Consider the following 17,138-nt stretch of genomic DNA (forward strand, 5'->3'; position numbering starts at 1 on the left):
CCGGGTCGCCGCCGGGGGCGCCGGTGGCGGGGTAGTAGACGAAGGTGGTGCACGGGCGGTCGCCGCGGGTCCAGGCGTACTCGCGCACGCCGACGGCGAACGGCTCGGCCGGCGCGTCCAGCGGTGCGTGGACCGGCGAGGCAGGGCGGTGCGCTACTGCCTGACCGGCCGCCTGCAGAGCCGCACCGGCGCCCGCCGCTCCGAGCGCGCTCAGTTTCAGCACGGTGCGCCGGCTGGGGAACGTACGTCGTTGCATCGGCATGGGGTGAATCCTTGGGTGTGGGGGATGTGAGGAGGCGCGCTGTCACACGCCGCTGAAGCGCTGGAGCCCGGTGATGTCCCACTGACGAGAGCAGCGAGCAGGGCCACGCCGTGCTCGCCCACCCCGCTCTTCGGACGGGGTCGCGCCGGGCGGGCCCCCGGTCCGGGCGGTCCGGGCGGTCCGGGCGGTCCGGGCGGTCCGGGTGGTCCGGGTTGCTGTTGGCCGCATGGCGGTGTTCCTCCTTGTCGCGATGTCGTGCTCCTGCCGTGTCTCCTGCCGTGCTGTTGTCGTGCTCCTGCCGTGTTCCTGCCGTGTCTCCTGTCGTGCTCCTGCCGTGCTGCGTCGCGGTGCGGATGTCGTGTGCGGAGCCGGGGTCTGCCCTGGCGCGCGTCATGCCGGAGCCGGGGACGCCGTCGCCACGAGGGGAATCGCACGCACCCCCGCGGGGCCCCGGCGTGCGCCCGGTTCGGGCGGCAGAAGTGCTGCCGAGGGCGGCGGTTGACTCAGCGGGATGCCGGGCGCCGCGTGCCGTCCGCCATCCCGCCGCCGTAGACGGTGGCCTCGCGGGAGGTCTCGCGGATGCCGTTGGCGCCGTTGAAGAACCGCTGGCCCCACTCGGTCAGCCGGTCGGGGTCGAAGCCGGCCACCATGTCCAGATACGCGACCTCACCGCTGTTGCCGCTCCAGGACCAGCCGATGTAGCCGAGCCCGAGCCGCGTGGTGGTGGCCATGATGGTGTCCTCGTCCGGGTTTCCGTCCGTGTGATCGATACCGAACTCGCCGACCACGAGGGGCAGTCCGGCACCGACGAAGGCGTTCAGATAGTCGTCGACCTCCTGAGCGGTGTCGTAGACGCCGTACATGTGCACCGAGAAGACCGTGTTGCCGGTGGGGTCGGCGGCGTGGACGGACCGGGCGCTGGCGCGCATGACGCCCTCCCAGTCCTGGCCCCAGTTGGGCGCGTCCACCATCAGCGTGTGCGCGAATCCGGCACTCCGCAGCTTGGCGATGGCGGCGGCGGTGTCGGCGGTCCAGCGGGACGCGTCGACGTTGCCGTAGGGCTCGTTGCCGATGTTGACGATGACGTAGTCCTCCTGGCCGGCGAGGACGTGCTGGAGGCCGATCCAGTAGTCGGCCGCCTGGTCCAGCGAGGCGGCCGCGCCCTCCTCGCCGTAGCCGGTGGTGTCGTGCACCTCCAGCACACAGATCAGACGGTTCGCCTTGCACCGGTCGACGACACCGGCCACGTCCCCGGGGCTGTTCGGACCCCAGCGCTGGCCGCTGCCGAGTACGACGCGCACCGTGTTGGCGCCCTTGGCCTTGATGTCCGCGAACGACTGCGTCTCGCCGGGGTACCAGGTGTGGGGGTGGCTGACGCCCCGGATGACGAAGTCGTTGCCGTTGCTCTCGACGAGTCGGCCGTCGCTGATGTGCAGCCCGGTGGCCTGCGCGCCGGGCGATCCGGCGTGGTCGGCGGAGGCCGGGCCGCCGCCCAGGCCGAACAGGGCGGCGAGGCCGAGAAGCAGGGCGGCCAGTGTTTTCCGTCGTGTTCTCACTGCGACTCCTCACGTGAGCGGAAACCAACGCTGTTCGTCCGGGACGCGGGATTATGGGAGCGCTCCCAAAGCTGCAATATTAGCGTGCACCTGTCAATCCTGCGAGGGGTTGACACGCGCGGAACAGCACGGGCTCCTCACCACCTGCGGTACCGACTGTGGTCCCGGCCCGTTGGCGCGGAGGGCTTCGCTGCTCGGTCGCCGTCGCGGTGCTGCGGTGGCTGGCCGGCGGAACGGCGCAGTCGGTGGAACAGCAGACTGGTGCCGAGGATCTGGAGCAGGATCTGATTGACCTCCTCCGACTGCCCTGAAGGGCAGGGATTCTCCGTCTGGGGGTGGTCCTCGCCGTGAGGTCCGCCCGCTTCGGGTGGGTTCCTGCTTCCTCCCCACCAGGGTGGGGGTTGTGCGCGCTGCCGGGCTGCTGCCTGGTCTTACGTGCGCTCCGCAGGCGTTTACTCGCGCCGTTACCGGCGTGAGGCCCCCGGTCCGGGGGTGGGTGGTGCTGTCGCCGAGAGGATACGGCGTCCTTCGTATCGGACGTTCTTGCCTGCGTTCCAGTCCCGACAGTGCCGGACTGCGCAGTCCGGGCACGTCCATGCCCGGACCTGGAGCGGCTTCTTCCCGTCCCGGTGCCCGCAGGCGGAACATATCTGCGAGCTGGGAAAGTCGCGGGCGACCTTGACGAACGTCCGCCCGCGCCGGGTCGCCTTGTAGTAAACAACTCGGCCCCTGAAGGGACCGAGCTTTCCGGCTCTGGGCCCCTGTGAGGCTCCGCTTATGCTCCCGACTGCCCCCTACGACAGGGCGGTCACGGGTCACATCGCCCGGACCCGCTATGCGGGGTCGGGTTGGGGCATGTTTACGAATACCCACGCCGTGGCCCCTCGCTGTGCGATGTTGACCCCGGCGACGTGGTCGGCTGGCCCAGCGAGGCCGCACCGACGACAAGAGAAGTGGTCCCGAGTGCGGCGGTTGCCGCGCTCGGTGTGGCCGCAGCGCGGGCAGCGCTGCGAGGTGTAGGCCGGGTCCACCTCGATGAACGGCACGCCGGCACGGCGTGCCTTGTACTCGATGAACGAGCCGAGTTGGTGGAACGGCCAGGAGGACTGGCGTGCTCGCTGGTCGCGGGGAACCGTAACCCGCTCGCGGATGCCCTGGAGCTGTTCCAGGGACAGGCCGCGCTCGGTGCGTTGGGCGACAGCAACGACAGTCTTGGAGACCTTGTGGTTGACGTGGGTCGCGTGCCGGGTCTCGCGGCGGGCACGCTTCTTGAGGAGCTGGGCAGCGCTGCGGGTGCGCTTGGCCTGGATCTCGGCCTTCTTACGGGCCTGCCAGCGCCGGTACCGGCCCAGGCGACGGCCGGAGTGGTTGTCCCCGTCGCTGGTGGTGGCGAGGTTGTTGATGCCCCGGTCCACTCCGATCCAGCCCTTCGGCTCGAACACCTCGGGCTCGGCGATGTCGAGGGTGGCGACCAGGAACAGCCTGCCGTCCCGCTCGATCAGATCGGACTCGCCCTTGCGGTGCTCGGTGAGCTGCTTGAGCGCGGCCGGAGAGCAGGCGAAGGGCACGTTCCTGGTCCGGCCGTCCAGGGTCCAGATGGACACGGTCTGGGCGTCGTAGTTCCAGCTCAAACAGCGATCGTCGTACGTGTGTGCCGCATCGGGCCGGAAGGTGACCGGCTTCGACTCGGCCTTGCGGCGGCGCTTGGAGCCTTCCGGGCCGAGGTTCCCGGCCTTGATGCTGACTCGCAGCGTCGTGTACGTGTCGGCGACGCGCTTGATGATGTGCTGCGCGGCCTGCGCCCCGAAACCACGGGCCTTCAGCTCGCCGTAACACAGCTTCCGCAGCTCGCGGACGGAGCCCTTGAGGCCGAAGTGCTGATGCGACACCTGGGACACCCAGTTCGCGGCCTCGTTCGCGGCATGCAGGGTCGACTCGATCGTCGGTGCCTGCACGGCATCCGGCGTGAGTTTGACCTGCACGACGATCTTCATGCGAGCACTATAGCATCGTGTCTATGTCACCCCGATGGGAACCGAACCCCGATATTCGCAGGGGCCGTAGCGTCGTCTACACCCTGCACGCGCATCTGGTCTTCACCCCCAAGTACCGGCGGAAGGTCTTCACCGACGAGATCCTGACGCGCTGCGAAGAGATCATGCGGGAGGTGTGCGCCAAGGCGAACGTGGAGCTGCGCGAGTTCAACGGCGAGACCGACCACGTACACCTCCTGGTGCACTACCCGCCACAGGTCAAGCTCTCTGCGCTGGTCGGCTCCCTCAAGGGCGTCTCCGCCCACTACCTCCGCAAGGAGTACCCCGACCACATCAAGCGGTACCTGTGGGGCGAACGCTTCTGGTCCCCGTCCTACTTCGCCGCCTCCTGCGGCGGCGCACCGCTCACCGTGATCAAGGAGTACATCGAGAACCAGAAGCGTCCCGACTGAGGTCAACAGTGCCGACCCGTGCTCCGGCGCGGGTCACCCCTGTCTTGAGAAGCAACTCCTCCCGAGCCCCTAAAGGGGCCGGGGTTCCTTGCTAGATCCGGCTGAAGGAAGGAGACGAACTGCGCCCAGCCCACGTCGTGCACGCTCTTCGCGAGGCGCCCTCGCGCCAGTCCACGCACGTTCAGGGTCTCCGCGAAGACGGCTTGGTTCTCGCTCGTCAGCTTGTGGGACCACTGGTGGTGGAAGTTCCGGCGCGCATCGGCCACGGCGGCGTGTGCACGGGCGACCTTGATTCGGGCCTGGTCCCGGTTGTTGCTGCCTTTCTTCTTCCGCGACAGCTCCCGCTGCCGCTTCTTCAGCTTCTTCTCTGCCCTGCGCAGGTACTTCGGGGAGGAGATGTGCGAGCCGTCCGCGAGGACCGCGAAGCGATTCAGGCCAAGGTCGATGCCCTGGTCGCCGACGGCCCAGGGCAGCACATCGTCTGCCGGGTCGGTCTCCACGACAAAGCTGGCCCAGTACCGGCCGGAGGGGTCCTTGACCAGCGTCACCGACGACGGGACCGAGGGCAGGGCGCGGGTCCACTTCACCCGCACGTCACCGATCTTCGGCAGACGCAGCTTGCCGTCCTCCAGGACCTTGAACCGGTCCGAGATCGTGAACCGTGCGGTCTGCCGGTTGTCCTTGCGGGACTTTCGCCGGGGTGGCTCGACCTTCGGCCCAGGGCGTTTGCCCGTCTTGGAGTTCTCGTGTGCCTTCCACGCCTGGTCCAGGTCGCGGAGGGTCTGCTGGAGGACGCCGACCGGCGCATCCGTGAGGAACGACCGCTGCGGGGTCTTCTTCGCGACGGTGATCAGCAGCTTGCCCAGCTCGGCGGCCTTCGGGATCGCCCAGTACGGGCCTTGGGCGATGCGGTGCTTCGGGTTCCCGAGCCGCTTGTTCGCCGCCTTGCGCGGCTTCTGGAGGGCGAGGGCGTCGTTCCAGACCACGCGCTTGCACCCGAACACCCGGGCCGCACGGATGCGCTGGCCGGGCGTCAGGCTGACGCGGTACTGGTAACGAAGCTGCACGCCGGTCATCATACATACTTGGGTTATGGCTGAATACGAGAACATCCGAACTGGTCGTCACTGCGTCTTCCTCATGCACGCCCACTTGGTTTTCGTGACGAAGTACCGGCATCACGTCTTCACCGACGCCCACCTGACCCGCATGGAGGAGATCATGCGGAACGTGTGCGCGGACTTCGAGTCCGAGCTGACCGAGTTCGACGGCGGGTCCAACCACGTCCACCTGTTGGTGAACTTCCCGCCCAAGGTCGCCGTCTCGAAGCTGGTCAACTCCCTCAAGGGCGTCTCCTCACGCCGGATGCGCCAGGAGTTCCCCGACCTCGTACAGCACTACTACCGAGCGAACAAGCTGTGGTCCGGCTCGTACTTCGCCGGGTCCGTGGGAGGAGCGCCGCTCGCGATAGTGCGCCGGTACATCGAGAACCAGAACCGACCGCTGTGACCCTTGTCGTGGGCGCGGGTGAAAGTGCAGATCCATGCCCACAGCCGAGGTCGGAGCAGCCCACGGAAGCGATTCCCCACCGGGCCGAAGCCCGGTACTCCCTCGCTAGATCCTGGTGGCCGGTGAAGGTGATGTCCCGGGTGCCCAGTGCGGCCCGGGCGAGCTCGACAACCCGGGGATGCGCGTAGAGCCAGGAGAGGCCGGGGACGAAGTGGGCAGCGGCCGGCTGCACCCTCGCCCCGCCGAGTAACACGCCCTGGCCCGCCTGGAAGTGAGCGGCGATTAAGGTGCGCGCGTTGTGGACTTCGTCCGCGTCGAGGCGGTTCTTGGCGATGGCCCAGCCCTCCGCGGCGACCCGAGCGGCTATTTCGGCGGGATGAGCGCAGATTGTGGTCATCTTGAGACCCCTGTGGTGAGATGACTGCTTCGGTTCGCTTTCTTCGCGCCATGGGAAGTGCGAGCGGACCCTGTAAGGCGGGTCACTGAACATCCGACGAGGATAGGGGTCCTTCTTTACTGCATGTGCCAATGATGGTCGGACGATTGGTTAACGAGTGACGAAAGATCTGTAACGACGCCGGGGCATCGTTTCCCGCCGGCTCCGAAGGGGGTATGTGGCGAGAAAGCTTCCCCGGCGGGTCGAGCGCTTGCCGAGCAAGAGTAAAATGCCCGCTCCGAGAATCGAGAATCAAGGCGAGGAGAGCATCGAATGTCCACCCTCGTGGTATTTGACCTTGAATTTACATCCTGGCCGGACGCACTTGAGCGGGACTGGGCGGAGGAAGGGCAGCTCCGAGAGATTGTCCAGATCGGCGCCCTGCGCCTCAGCGGGGACTTTTCCGTTGTCGAGGAATACGAAGCGCTGGTTCGCCCCGTGATCAATCCTCGCCTGTCGGCGTACTTTACGGAACTCACCGGGATTGACCAGAGTTCGGTTGACCGTAAGGGACTCTCCCCGGCTGAAGCACTCGGCGAACTCCTGGGCTTCTGCCAGGGACAGTCCGTGCTGTCGTACGGCAACGACATGGTGGTCCTGGGTGAGAACGTGGGCTGGGCCCGAGCCCGCGGTGAAGAGATCAAGCACAGCTTTCTGGAAGCCAACTTCCTCAACATCCGCCCCTGGCTGAACACCATTGCGCCCGCCACGGCGATGTCCAACGTCGGACGCCTGTGGAGAGACCTCGACCTGCCCAAGCCCACTGCCGGGGAGGAGCATTCAGCACTGTTCGACTGCTATTCATTCGCTGCGGCGATCAAGCACCTGTGTGCCACAGGGGCCACTCTGCCCGAGGGGTGTCTGCGCTGACGTGATCGGTGCGGCCATGACACCACCGTGATCTCCGCTCAGGCCCGGGCCGTAGGCTGATCACGATGATTACCACCGTGGTCTTCGACGTCGGCGAAACTCTGGTCCGTGACGACCGCTACTGGGGAACATGGGCGGACTGGCTCGGTGTGCCCCGGCACACCCTGTCCGCGCTCGTCGGTGCCGTCGTAGCCCAAGGGCGGGACAACGCCGACGCACTCCGCCTGATCCGCCCTGGTGCTGACATCGAAGCCGAGCGTGCGGCCAAAGAGGCCGCCGGATTCGGGGAACAGCTCGAAGACAGCGACCTCTACGACGATGTGAGGCCGGGGCTCGCCGAACTCCGTGAGGCGGGCTATGCCGTACACATCGCGGGGAATCAGACCTCGCGCGCGGGCGAACTTCTCCGGAGCCTCGGTGTGCCGGCGGACAGCGTCTCGACCTCGGCCGAGTGGGGGGTCGCCAAGCCCGAACCTGCCTTCTTCGAGCGTCTGCTGAAGACCACGGGGTCCCTGCCGTCCGCCACCTTGTATGTGGGTGACCATCCCGCGAACGACATCGCCCCTGCCGCCCATGCCGGACTCCGTACCTGCCTGATCCGGCGCGGCCCCTGGGGTCACCTGTGGGCGGACGCGGCCGGGGTGCAGCGCCCGGACTGGACCATCACCAGCATCCGGGAGCTGCCCGCACTCCTCACGAGCGGCGTGTAGCGGATCACGCCGGGGGCTGGCTACGTTCGTGTCGAGGCACGGAATGGAGAACCCCTATGGCCGAAGACTCCCCCCGTGACGTGGGCACGACTATCGCCGCAGCTCGGCGTGCAGCGGGGTGGACACAGCTTCAGTTGGCCGACGTCTCCGGTGTGTCCTACAGCATGGTGCGGGCCGTCGAACGCGGCGGACGGCGACTGAGCTACTCCGTGCTGGACGCCCTCGCGGAGGCGATAGGGATCGATCCTGACCGGCTGCTGGGGAACCGGCCCCTCCCGGACTCGCGGGTGCACCAGTGCGTGCCGTCGATCTCCCAGGTTCTGGCCACCTACGACGCGCCGGAGGACGGACCGGTGCGCTCGCTGCCCGATATGAAGGCGGCGGTGGGAGAGGCCGTGGAACGGCGGTTGAGCACGCAATACCTGCGCCTTGCCCGCCGCGTGCCTGCCCTGCTCGATGACCTGGCGCGGGCCTTGCACACTGCCCCCGAGGAGCAACGGGCGGACCTGGCCCGCCTGATGGTGGCCGCATACCGCGCCGCTGATGCGGTGGGCGGCCCCCGCTGCGGAGGACCCGCTACCGGACGCCACGGTCGCGTATGTCCGGACGGAGACGTTCTTCACCGCTCGTGCTCACACCGCCGGACTGCGCGCGCTGGAGGCGGCACTGGACTCTGCCCCATCTCCTCGCACACCGGACGAGAAAGCCGCCCGTGGCGCGCTGCACATGCGTGCCGCGGTCATTGCTGGCCGTGCCCGGATGCCGGACGTGGCTACCCGCCACCTCGATGAAGCGCGTCGGTTCGGAGACGAGGTACCCGAGGACGTGTACGGCGGGACAGCGTTTGGCCCTTCGTCCGTGCGTATCCATGAGGCAGCGGTCGCCGTGGGGCTCGGCGATGAACATGCGCGCCGGGTGCTGAACGTAGCCAACGAGTGGGCGCCCCCTGCCGACATGCCGACCGAGCGGCGCTCAGGCTTCCATATCGAGGTCGCACGAGCCCAGTTGTGGGCCGGGCTCCCGGACGACGCGTATGACTCCCTGAAGGTCGCTCGCCGTCTGGCACCCCAGCACACGCGTGAGCATCGGTGGGTTCGTGAGGACATCGTCAAGGTGCGTCGTTTGAAGCGCGTCCCCAGTGAGGAGCTGACTCGGTTCATGGCTTGGTGCCAAGCTCTCTGAGTACCGCTGCCACACGGTGTGGCAGTTGTGGCAGTTTCAGCGCGCGAGCATCTTCCTGTCCACCGATGACAGGAAGATCGGATCGTCATGAGCCAGCTCGCGCCGCCTGCGCCTCTTGCCCTTCGGATCAGCTTCGCTCGGCTGCAGGGTGAAACGTACAGAGTGTGCGGCAAGGTCGACGGTCTTGTACCGACTGGAGAGATCGTGGTCGCCACGTCGGGGCATCCTCGTCGTTGGCGAGTCGTCGCCTGCGGTGTGCACCGCGCAGATCGGATGACACGATGACCGCCCGCTACATGCGTGGCGCGTATGTGGTGGATGAGGTCGCCGCGCGGGAGTCGCCGCCGGTGTCCTGCTGGACGGGCCGGGTGCAGATGGTGCTCGCCGGGGGCTGGGTGCGGATCATCCTGCCGCACGCGGTCGAGATCACCACCCGCATCGGCGACCTGCGCGCGGCCACCGACGACGAACGCGCCGCCTACGACGCCGCAGCCGTCCGGTACGCGGAGACGAGGCCGCGGCGGTGAGCCCGCGTGCCCGCCGTACCGCCGCCCGCGCGGTCGCGGCCGTAGCCGCCGTGGTGCGCGCCGAGGCCGCACCCTGCCCGCACTGCGGGATGCCGCCGCGCGTCACCGCCTGGACCGAACCGGCACCCGGAGACGCGCCCCGGACGATCGCCGTGCGCGGCACCTACGCCTGCGCCTGCATCCCCAACCCACCACCGGAGCCAGCCGTGCCCAAACTCCCCAGCGACCACTCGCACGTCCTCGACCTGAGCGAAACGCTCCACAACGCCGTCGACCAGGTCCTCCAAGACGCCTGGGACCCCGAGCACGCCGAGACCAAACTGGCCACGCTGGGCACCCACGCCCCTCTGCTCGACGGATACCGCGCCCTCTCTCCGTGCGTTCGCCGAGTACTGCGCCGAACGCGCCCGCCAGCAGGCGGCCCGATCCGACCTGTACGGGGACTGGCTGGAGCAGGGCCTGAACCTGGGCCCGCTCCCGGACGACGACGTCGTCCTCACGGCCGTGATCGCGCTGATCGCCGCGGCCCGCCTCGACGTCAAACGGCTCGTCCGACGGCAGGGACTGGAGCGGTGATGGACGCCACGAAGCGGTGCGCACGCTGCGGCGCCCCCGGCCGCAGCGCCGAGCTGGAGCACCGCGCAGTCAAGGACTCCCCCTCCCGCGGCGGCGCCGACATCTGGCTGTGCGTCAACACCGATGCCTGCGACCAGCGCAAGCGGCGAGGAGGACGGTGACGGTGAGGGCCACCCCCGAGGACCCGCACGTCCGCGCCCGGCGCGACGTGGCCGCGGCCCTGCTCCTGGCCGAGCATCAGCCCGGCCGCGATGCGAACGCCCGCGCGCTGTGCCGTCTGCGCGCCGACGTGGCCGAGCTGCTGCCCGAAGCCCAGGAGGCGGCCGAGCGCCTACCGGTCGACACCCGACGTCGGGATGTGGGCCTCTCCTCGGTCGCCTTCGCCCGCAGGCTCCTGAGCACCGGCCCCACCGGCAGCCCGGCCGACCGGCTACGAATCTGGGCCAAGACCACCACCGTCCTGCTCGCCTACACGGAAAGGAAGGGACCATGACGACGGTGAAGTGCGGATGCGGCGGCGCGATCCGCATCAACAACCAGGGGCGCCCGCAGTGCGACCGCTGCGGGCAGTACTACGGCTACGCCCCGCCGCCAACGCATACCGGGCTCCACCGCGCCACGCGGTGCCGGGCGCTCCTCGCCCGCTGCCACGCCGCACGGCTGGCCACCCGACGCCGCCGGGCGAGCCGCGCCCTGGCCGCTCCCTCAACTGGAGCGGCCCTCGGTCCTGGTAGCTCAGTCAGGAAGAGCCCTGACACCCCCGTGCTGCCCCTGGGGCCCATCCCCGCGTGCGCGGGGAGCAGTCGGCCGGCGTGTACTCGGCGTCGATCGTGTCGGGTCCATCCCCGCGTGCGCGGGGAGCAGGCTCGCTGACCAGGGCGTCTATCGAAAGGGAACGTCGATCTGAGCAACCAACGGAGATTCAGACATTTCTCCCCTTCGGTAGAACGTGGGCGAGGGTGTGCCTCGCATCAGGTGCAGCGTACGTACAGCTGATCGCCGGTCCGGGTGCCGCCCGCAGCAAGAGGGGACTACCGGGCGCCCGGAGCGCGAGAATCCGCCATACGAGGGCGACGACCTTACGTTTCCGATAGGAAACAGAACATATCAGCCAGGGCGCTACAACCCGACCAGCCTGCCAAGCCTGGAGCTCCACCGCCAAACGCCGCCGCTACGGCCGTTCAATGGGACGCCAGGTGCGGCCAGCCCATCCGACCTGTCGAGAAGCTCTGTCGACAGGCCCTGCTCCCCGCACACGCAGGAAGGGCCTTACCTGACTGCAGCCTCTCGGTGCTCCTCACACGCACGGGGAGGGACGTCCGCAGTGCGAGTGTGCCCTGACCGTCGGGGGCCGCGCGCTCTCCGCGCACGTGGAGGTCCTTCTGCTTGTACCGTCGGGTCGGTACCCGGTGGCATGCCGATCAACGGGGGTGGCAGCGAACAGGTCTTCGCCCCCGGAGCAGTGCGAAGCTCAGTGCCGCGGCTGCCGCCCCGAACGCCGTCCCGGATGCCGCCTGTGCCCGCGTATGGCCGCCCAGGGCGACTCGGGACCAGCCGACGACCACGACCACAGCGTAGGCCAGCAGGAGGATGCCGTCCGCGACCGACAGCAGGATGGCGGCCATCACCAGCAGGCGGCTGGAGCGGACTCCCAGGTGGCGGTCGGTCCAGCAACCCTTGCGGATGCCGTAGTTGATGGTCGGTAGCGGGATCACCGCGGCGAAGAGGGTTCCGGCGGCCGCCCAGCCCAGGCTCGCCCACGAGCAGGGGGACCAGGGTGATCCAGGTCTTGGGGGCGAGCTTGTCGGTGACCGTACGGCGAGGGCGGGCTCGGCCGGCGGACGGCGGGACGTCAGTGGTCGTCACGGGTGGCCCCCTGGGGCGTGCCGACCGGGATGTACGCGGCCGCTTCGCGTCCCGCGAAGGCGGTGACTCCGGGGTGCTACGCGTACGTGGAGCTGATGCGCCGCATCCAGGCGATCTCGTTCGCGCTCTCTCTGTACCGGCTGTTGAACGAGGGGTGCTCCACTCCCCCGAGAGGCTCGGTGTGCAGAGCGACCCGGGCTGCGGTGGCGAGCCAGCATGCCGTGGCGAACGCCTCTCGGGCGTCATCGGCGAGTCCTGCGGCGGATGCTTCCACCTCGGCCCGCTGCTGGACGGTGGCGGGAACGTAGGAGCGCAGTGCGACCGCGGCATCGCCGACTGCCGGGGGCGTACGGCGTACGGGTCTTGCTCCTGCTGCGCGACAGACAGCCCGGAGCGGCGCCGGCCTGCGGGCGAACGCGCTGCACCTGGACGACTCGGTCGTCGGCGTGCTGTCGACGCTCGCCCCGCTCTCACTCGCCGGCGCGGTCCGTCTGTTCATTCTGATGACGCGGACCGACAGCCGGTCCGTCCCGGACGGCACCGCCCTCTGTCCCGGACCAGGACGAGCCCAAGGCTCCAGCCTGTCAGCCGAGCGACGACGAACTGCTTGCCCTCCCCCCCCACTCGCGCGCCAAGCAAGCCGCCGACGACGCGGGAGGGGGCAGCCGCGCGGTGGTGGGCCGTGCCGTGCGCGCCGTCCATCCGATCGGCAATGACCGTCTCGGAGAACTTCTCGCGCTCCTGCGCACCGAGGACGACGCACCCTGCAGCGAGCAGGCGAACGGTCCGCGGCGGGGGGAGGTGACACGACAGTGAGAAGGCGCGAGAGGCACCTGCTGCGGGCCCGCGAGGTGGCACTCCACCGGGGCCGCGAGCACGCACGCCGCCTGGCGAAGCCCCTCCGCGCCGGAGCAGCCCTCCGCCCGACGCGGACGGACGAGCTACCGCTGGGGAACGGCGAGGTGGCGTACGCGGCCGTCTGGGGCTAGGCATCCCGGTGGTGCGGCACCGAACCCGAGCGCCCCGGTCACACCTTATTTTCGGCCGCCGCTGGGTCCGCAACACCTACCTGCAGGCCCGGCACGCGCGCGAGGCACGCCATGCCGCACAGCCGCAGCGGCGCGACCAGACCCCCGCGCGCACCGTCCTTACGTCGGACGGGATCCGCATCAGCCCGATCACCCCACCAAGCCTGTGGCTCCCGTTCGACCACTGCCTTCTCGCCGAGCTGCACCCGGACGCCAGAACGGCGCGACGGCCTTCTCCTACACAGTGTGTGCCCCGCTCCGTCTCGCGGAGCCTGCTGTGCCCTGGCTGACGGTCGCTGTCGAGCACCTGGACACACATGCGGTTGAGCGCATCGATCGCTACCGCCTCAGAACTGTCCAACAATCATGACTTTATTGAGCAAATGATCGTAAGGGGGAGTCATTCCGCTGCCGTACCCGGGAGTGGTCACTCGACATTGCCGCGTGGGTCACCGAGGTGTTCCTCTGCGCCGTCCGCGAGCGGGGCGCCGGCGGCCCGCTGATCTGCGCGGTGTCACGCATCTCCGCCTGATCCGCCGCCCGTGACGCGCTGAAGGCTCGGCGGCCGCCGGCAGCAGCGCGACAGCCCGCGCCGGATCGTCCGCCGGCGAAGTGCCCCTGGGACGACAACCACAGGCCGTCCCAGGGGCAGTGCCTTTTCTGGACCCGCTTCCGACCCGCTCGCGCATTCCAGCGTGGTGAATCCGCGCAGCCGAGAGTGAACAAAGTCCACTCCCTTCGCATACGGTCGAATTCCTCGTGCCGCCTTGTCAGGATCCCGGCACGGCCAGCGCCCCTACGGGCATATCCGGCGCATGACGCCGGGCGCGACCTTCGGGTGACGGATCTCGACGCCGACGACGGCACCCCCGGTCGTCGACCTTGTGGCGGTCTTCGCGGAGATGCTGCCACCCGGCCCCGTCACGTGCCCGTGCGCCGTCGGCAGGTGTTGCGGCTGAGACCGGGGCCCGAAGCCCGGGATGTGTCGGCCTCAGGGGCACTTCGACTTGGGGAGGCTGATCTTGAGGGCGTCGGTTTGCCTACCGATCTTCTTCCGTCCCTTGGTGTGCGGGTTGACGACGATGCATTCCACGACCGGCCGGTTGCCCCAGTTGAGTCGTACGACGATACGGCGCTTCTTGTTGCAGTGGTTGTTGAAGTAGAAGGTCGTGGACTGTGAGCCGTCGCCCCAGGAGACGTTGAACCGCTTGCCCTTCGGCGAGTTGCACTTGGAGCTCTTGCGGTGAACCGCAAGGAGACCGTCTGCTGACGGGGCCGTCTCCGCGGCGGCTGGCTGAGAAGCGCCGTCGGCGTTGTCCGCCCCGGCTACGGCGGCTCTCGCTCTCGGTGCGGCGCTGTCTGTCTCTCCCGTCGGCGCCGCCACAGCGGTACCGGCGCTGAGCACTCCGAGCGCCACCACTCCGGCGACGACGCCAGCTCGTGCCTTGTCACGCATGATTCTCCCCCGTTGGTCTGGTCGATGGGTTGACCCACATGGCTTGACGGTCCGCACCCGTCGGACGGGTGTCATCGTTCCTGCGCCATGGTCGTCCGTCACCAGGACAGTAGGAGAGGCCGTGCTCCTGGGCAATGCGCATGCTGGCCAATCAGTGCCCCAAACTGTGCACGGTGCTCAGCCGGACGAGCTCGCTGCTCGCCGTCGGGTCGACGGGCTGCGGGAGGAGGCCGATCGCGTCCAGGCCGAACTGGCCGCGGCCGAGCAGGAGTGGCTGGAGGGGGCGATCGCGCGCAGGCGGTCGATACGGTGCTGGCTCCCGACGGTGACCGTACCGGCGAGGCGGAGGTCACCCCGGAGCCGCAGGATGCGGACGCACCCACGGAGCCCCGGGCTGGGGCGAAACCGAAGACGCAGGTACCGGTGTGGCGGCAGGGGCTGTCCGAGGGTGTCGACCGCGACGTGCCGTTTGCGGCCGTCGAAACCCCGGCCGTCGGCTCCGCATCCTGCCCGGCACCGGCCGCCATCACCCGATCGAGGCTCCCGTTCTACGCACACGCCTCAAGACCGCACAGGATCGTCGCGCGGAGTTGCGGTTCGGCGGTGACGGCGGCCTGCGAGGACCGCGTGCGGGAGACCGTGCTGGTCCCTGGGGTCGAGTGGCGCCGCCGCACTCGTCCGGGCTCCGGACGTCCGCGATGCAGCCCCGCCCTTGGCGGGCCCGACCCCGCCTGCTCGGAACAGCACGCTACAGCCGCCACAGCTCGTGACGCCAGCAGCGCAGAAAGGCCGCCTGACCCACGTACCCGCAGGTCAGACGGCCTCTCCCGGGGTGGAGCCAAGGGGAGTCGAACCCCTGACATCTGCCATGCAAAGACAGCGCTCTACCAACTGAGCTATGGCCCCTTCGGCACCAGGGTACCCGCTGACGGAGATGAATTCGGACCGGGTATCGCCCCGCCCCGGTCACCCTCCGTAGGATGCACGGCAAGTTCGCGGCAGCGAAGTAATGGAGAGGGACCGAGGGGACACATGATGGACCAAGCTCAGCACGAAGCGACCGCGAAAGCGCGGGAGCTTCAGAGTCAGTGGTACGGCGAGCCGTTGGGCACGCTCTTCCGGCGGTTGATCGACGACCTCGGGCTCAACCAGGCCCGGCTCGCCACGGTGCTGGGACTGTCCGCGCCTATGCTTTCGCAGCTTATGAGCGGCCAGCGGGCAAAGATCGGCAACCCTGCCGTCGTCCAGCGGGTGCAGTCGCTCCAGGAGCTGGCCGCCGAGGTCGCGCGGGGCGAGGTGAGCGCGGGCGACGCGACGAACCGGATGGACGAGATCCGGCGTACGGCGGGCGGCAGCGTGCTGAACAACACCACGCAGACCGCGGCCACCGGCGCCTCGCAGACGCCCGTCAAGCGGGTAGTGCGCGAGATCCAGGCCCTGCTGCGCTCGGTCTCGGACGCGGCCGACATCATCGAGGCGTCGTCCCAGCTCGCCCCCACCCACCCGGAGCTCGCCGAGTTTCTGCGGGTCTACGGCGCGGGCCGTACGGCGGACGCCGTCAAGCACTACGAAGCGCACCAGAACTGAACCGTCCCGATAACCAACGACGGAGAGCAGGGGCAGGCACAGCGCCATGGGAGAGGTCTTCGCCGGCCGGTACGAACTGATCGACCCGATCGGCCACGGTGGCGCCGGTGCGGTCTGGCGGGCCTGGGACCACAGGCGACGGCGGTACGTGGCCGCCAAGGTGCTGCGGCAGAGCGACGCGCACTCCCTGCTGCGCTTCGTCCGCGAGCAGGCTCTGCGTATCGACCACCCGCATGTGCTCGCCCCCGCGAGCTGGGCGGCGGACGACGACAAGGTTCTGTTCACCATGGACCTCGTCCGCGGCGGTTCCCTGGCCGACCTCATCGGAGACTACGGCCCGCTGCCGCCCTCGTATGTGTGCACCCTGCTGGACCAGCTGCTGTCCGGGCTGGCGGCCGTGCACGCCGAGGACGTCGTCCACCGTGACATCAAGCCCGCCAACATCCTGCTGGAGGCCACCGGGACCGGCAGGCCCCATCTGCGGCTGTCCGACTTCGGCATCGCCCTGCGCAAGGGCGACCCCCGGCTGACCGACGCCAACATCGTGGTGGGAACCCCCGGTTACTTCGCACCCGAACAACTGACGGGCGCCGACCCGGACTTCACCGCCGACCTCTACGCCGTGGGCCTGGTCGGGCTCCACCTGCTGCTGGGCCGGAAGCCGGACGCCGCGGCGCTCTCCGAGCAGGACGAGGAGTACGAGCAGGACGAGGAGCGCGGGGCGCCGCCCGTCCCCGAGGGGGTGCCGGAACCCCTGCGGCAGGTGCTGGGCCAGCTCCTCCACCCCGATCTGGAGCTCCGTTTCCCCACCGCCGCGGCCGCCCGGCAGGCCCTCGCCGACGCGGCGGAGCTGCTGGACTCCGATGCCACGCTGGAGCAGGAGGTCATCGAGGTCTTCGACCATCTCGAACCGCTGCCCGAGGAACTCCCCCTCGACGACTCCCCACGCGACCGTCAGGAAGAGGGGCCGGGGCCGGCGGCTGATGGTCCTGCGGACGGCGGTCCGCACCCCTCGCCCACCGGGAGCTTCCGCCTTCCGCCGCCGCGTCCGCGGACGTCCGCGGACGTCCAGCAGCGCCCCGCGCCCGATCCGCTCGCGCCAGCGCCGCCGGTCGCGGCGGCGCCCC

At 69.2% G+C, this 17,138-nt stretch carries 19 protein-coding genes, 1 tRNA gene and 2 pseudogenes; 12 read left to right on the forward strand and 10 right to left on the reverse strand.

Features of this window, described 5'->3' with window-relative positions; genetic code table 11:
- The 4 genes and pseudogenes from G5C65_RS38530 to G5C65_RS13690 all read right to left on the reverse strand — a co-directional run.
- Positions 1 to 262: pseudogene (locus G5C65_RS38530) on the reverse strand (hypothetical protein); the annotation flags it as partial.
- Positions 263 to 765: 503 nt separating this feature from the next.
- Positions 766 to 1,818, reverse strand: coding sequence for a glycoside hydrolase family 5 protein (locus G5C65_RS13680; RefSeq protein ID WP_165299076.1), 1,053 nt, complete (start codon positions 1,816 to 1,818; stop codon positions 766 to 768).
- Positions 1,819 to 2,282: 464 nt separating this feature from the next.
- Positions 2,283 to 2,597 carry a zinc ribbon domain-containing protein gene (locus G5C65_RS13685; RefSeq protein ID WP_165299090.1) on the reverse strand — a complete coding sequence of 105 codons (315 nt, stop codon included), beginning with the start codon at positions 2,595 to 2,597 and terminating at the stop codon, positions 2,283 to 2,285.
- A 54-nt stretch (positions 2,598 to 2,651) separates the two neighbouring features.
- The gene (locus G5C65_RS13690; protein WP_206441755.1) at positions 2,652 to 3,812 is read right to left on the reverse strand and encodes an RNA-guided endonuclease InsQ/TnpB family protein; all 1,161 of its coding nucleotides are present in this window, start codon (positions 3,810 to 3,812) and stop codon (positions 2,652 to 2,654) included.
- 23 nt (positions 3,813 to 3,835) lie between these two features.
- Here G5C65_RS13690 and tnpA (G5C65_RS13695) point away from each other — a divergent pair, with 23 nt between their 5' ends.
- Positions 3,836 to 4,264 (forward strand): IS200/IS605 family transposase, encoded by a 429-nt coding sequence (gene tnpA, locus G5C65_RS13695; RefSeq protein ID WP_165299077.1) that lies wholly within the window; start codon positions 3,836 to 3,838, stop codon positions 4,262 to 4,264.
- Between the two features lie 2 nt (positions 4,265 to 4,266).
- Here the strand turns inward: tnpA (G5C65_RS13695) and G5C65_RS13700 are convergent, their stop codons facing one another.
- Complete coding sequence (locus G5C65_RS13700; protein ID WP_165299078.1) at positions 4,267 to 5,331, reverse strand: RNA-guided endonuclease InsQ/TnpB family protein; 1,065 nt, start codon at positions 5,329 to 5,331, stop codon at positions 4,267 to 4,269.
- A gap of 25 nt (positions 5,332 to 5,356) precedes the next feature.
- Between G5C65_RS13700 and tnpA (G5C65_RS13705) the strand changes: the two genes are divergently transcribed.
- The 5 genes and pseudogenes from tnpA (G5C65_RS13705) (at position 5,357) to G5C65_RS40425 (ending at position 8,971) form a co-directional block, all read left to right on the forward strand.
- Positions 5,357 to 5,773, forward strand: a complete 417-nt coding sequence (gene tnpA, locus G5C65_RS13705; protein WP_165299079.1) for an IS200/IS605 family transposase — start codon at positions 5,357 to 5,359, stop codon at positions 5,771 to 5,773.
- 709 nt (positions 5,774 to 6,482) lie between these two features.
- Positions 6,483 to 7,079, forward strand: a complete 597-nt coding sequence (locus G5C65_RS13710; RefSeq protein ID WP_165299080.1) for a 3'-5' exonuclease — start codon at positions 6,483 to 6,485, stop codon at positions 7,077 to 7,079.
- 65 nt (positions 7,080 to 7,144) lie between these two features.
- Complete coding sequence (locus G5C65_RS13715; protein WP_165299081.1) at positions 7,145 to 7,789, forward strand: HAD family hydrolase; 645 nt, start codon at positions 7,145 to 7,147, stop codon at positions 7,787 to 7,789.
- A gap of 56 nt (positions 7,790 to 7,845) precedes the next feature.
- Positions 7,846 to 7,986 (forward strand): annotated as a pseudogene (locus G5C65_RS40420) (helix-turn-helix domain-containing protein); the annotation flags it as partial.
- A gap of 346 nt (positions 7,987 to 8,332) precedes the next feature.
- Positions 8,333 to 8,971: a hypothetical protein gene (locus G5C65_RS40425; RefSeq protein WP_338146375.1), complete on the forward strand. Its 639-nt coding sequence runs from the start codon at positions 8,333 to 8,335 to the stop codon at positions 8,969 to 8,971.
- Between the two features lie 36 nt (positions 8,972 to 9,007).
- On the opposite strand, the gene G5C65_RS13725 is transcribed toward G5C65_RS40425, so the two are convergent.
- Entirely contained in the window at positions 9,008 to 9,232 is a 225-nt protein-coding gene (locus G5C65_RS13725) for a hypothetical protein (protein WP_165299082.1), read from the reverse strand.
- 20 nt (positions 9,233 to 9,252) lie between these two features.
- Here G5C65_RS13725 and G5C65_RS13730 point away from each other — a divergent pair, with 20 nt between their 5' ends.
- The 3 genes from G5C65_RS13730 (at position 9,253) to G5C65_RS13740 (ending at position 10,567) form a co-directional block, all read left to right on the forward strand.
- Entirely contained in the window at positions 9,253 to 9,498 is a 246-nt protein-coding gene (locus tag G5C65_RS13730) for a hypothetical protein (protein WP_165299083.1), read from the forward strand.
- A gap of 575 nt (positions 9,499 to 10,073) precedes the next feature.
- Entirely contained in the window at positions 10,074 to 10,235 is a 162-nt protein-coding gene (locus G5C65_RS13735; RefSeq protein ID WP_165299084.1) for a hypothetical protein, read from the forward strand.
- A gap of 2 nt (positions 10,236 to 10,237) precedes the next feature.
- Positions 10,238 to 10,567: a DUF6415 family natural product biosynthesis protein gene (locus tag G5C65_RS13740; protein WP_165299085.1), complete on the forward strand. Its 330-nt coding sequence runs from the start codon at positions 10,238 to 10,240 to the stop codon at positions 10,565 to 10,567.
- Between the two features lie 928 nt (positions 10,568 to 11,495).
- On the opposite strand, the gene G5C65_RS13745 is transcribed toward G5C65_RS13740, so the two are convergent.
- A complete protein-coding gene (locus G5C65_RS13745; protein ID WP_338146373.1) occupies positions 11,496 to 11,789 on the reverse strand; it encodes a hypothetical protein in 294 nt (97 codons plus the stop codon).
- Between the two features lie 227 nt (positions 11,790 to 12,016).
- On the reverse strand, positions 12,017 to 12,439 hold the full coding sequence (locus G5C65_RS40430; RefSeq protein WP_338146374.1) for a DUF6545 domain-containing protein: 423 nt from the start codon (positions 12,437 to 12,439) through the stop codon (positions 12,017 to 12,019).
- Positions 12,440 to 12,752: 313 nt separating this feature from the next.
- On the opposite strand from G5C65_RS40430, the gene G5C65_RS13755 reads away from it, so the two are divergent.
- Positions 12,753 to 12,929, forward strand: a complete 177-nt coding sequence (locus G5C65_RS13755) for a hypothetical protein (RefSeq protein WP_165299087.1) — start codon at positions 12,753 to 12,755, stop codon at positions 12,927 to 12,929.
- 1,030 nt (positions 12,930 to 13,959) lie between these two features.
- Here G5C65_RS13755 and G5C65_RS13760 read toward each other — a convergent pair.
- A complete protein-coding gene (locus G5C65_RS13760; protein ID WP_165299088.1) occupies positions 13,960 to 14,424 on the reverse strand; it encodes a hypothetical protein in 465 nt (154 codons plus the stop codon).
- 833 nt (positions 14,425 to 15,257) lie between these two features.
- Positions 15,258 to 15,330 (reverse strand) — tRNA-Ala (locus tag G5C65_RS13770).
- A 129-nt stretch (positions 15,331 to 15,459) separates the two neighbouring features.
- Between G5C65_RS13770 and G5C65_RS13775 the strand changes: the two genes are divergently transcribed.
- Both G5C65_RS13775 and G5C65_RS13780 read left to right on the forward strand, forming a co-directional pair.
- Entirely contained in the window at positions 15,460 to 16,011 is a 552-nt protein-coding gene (locus tag G5C65_RS13775) for a helix-turn-helix domain-containing protein (RefSeq protein ID WP_165299092.1), read from the forward strand.
- A gap of 46 nt (positions 16,012 to 16,057) precedes the next feature.
- Positions 16,058 to 17,138, forward strand: a 1,081-nt coding sequence (locus tag G5C65_RS13780) for a serine/threonine-protein kinase (RefSeq protein WP_165299089.1), incomplete at its 3' end; no start/stop codon positions are given.

Source organism: Streptomyces boncukensis (genome assembly GCF_011045075.1).
GTDB lineage: Bacteria > Actinomycetota > Actinomycetes > Streptomycetales > Streptomycetaceae > Streptomyces > Streptomyces boncukensis.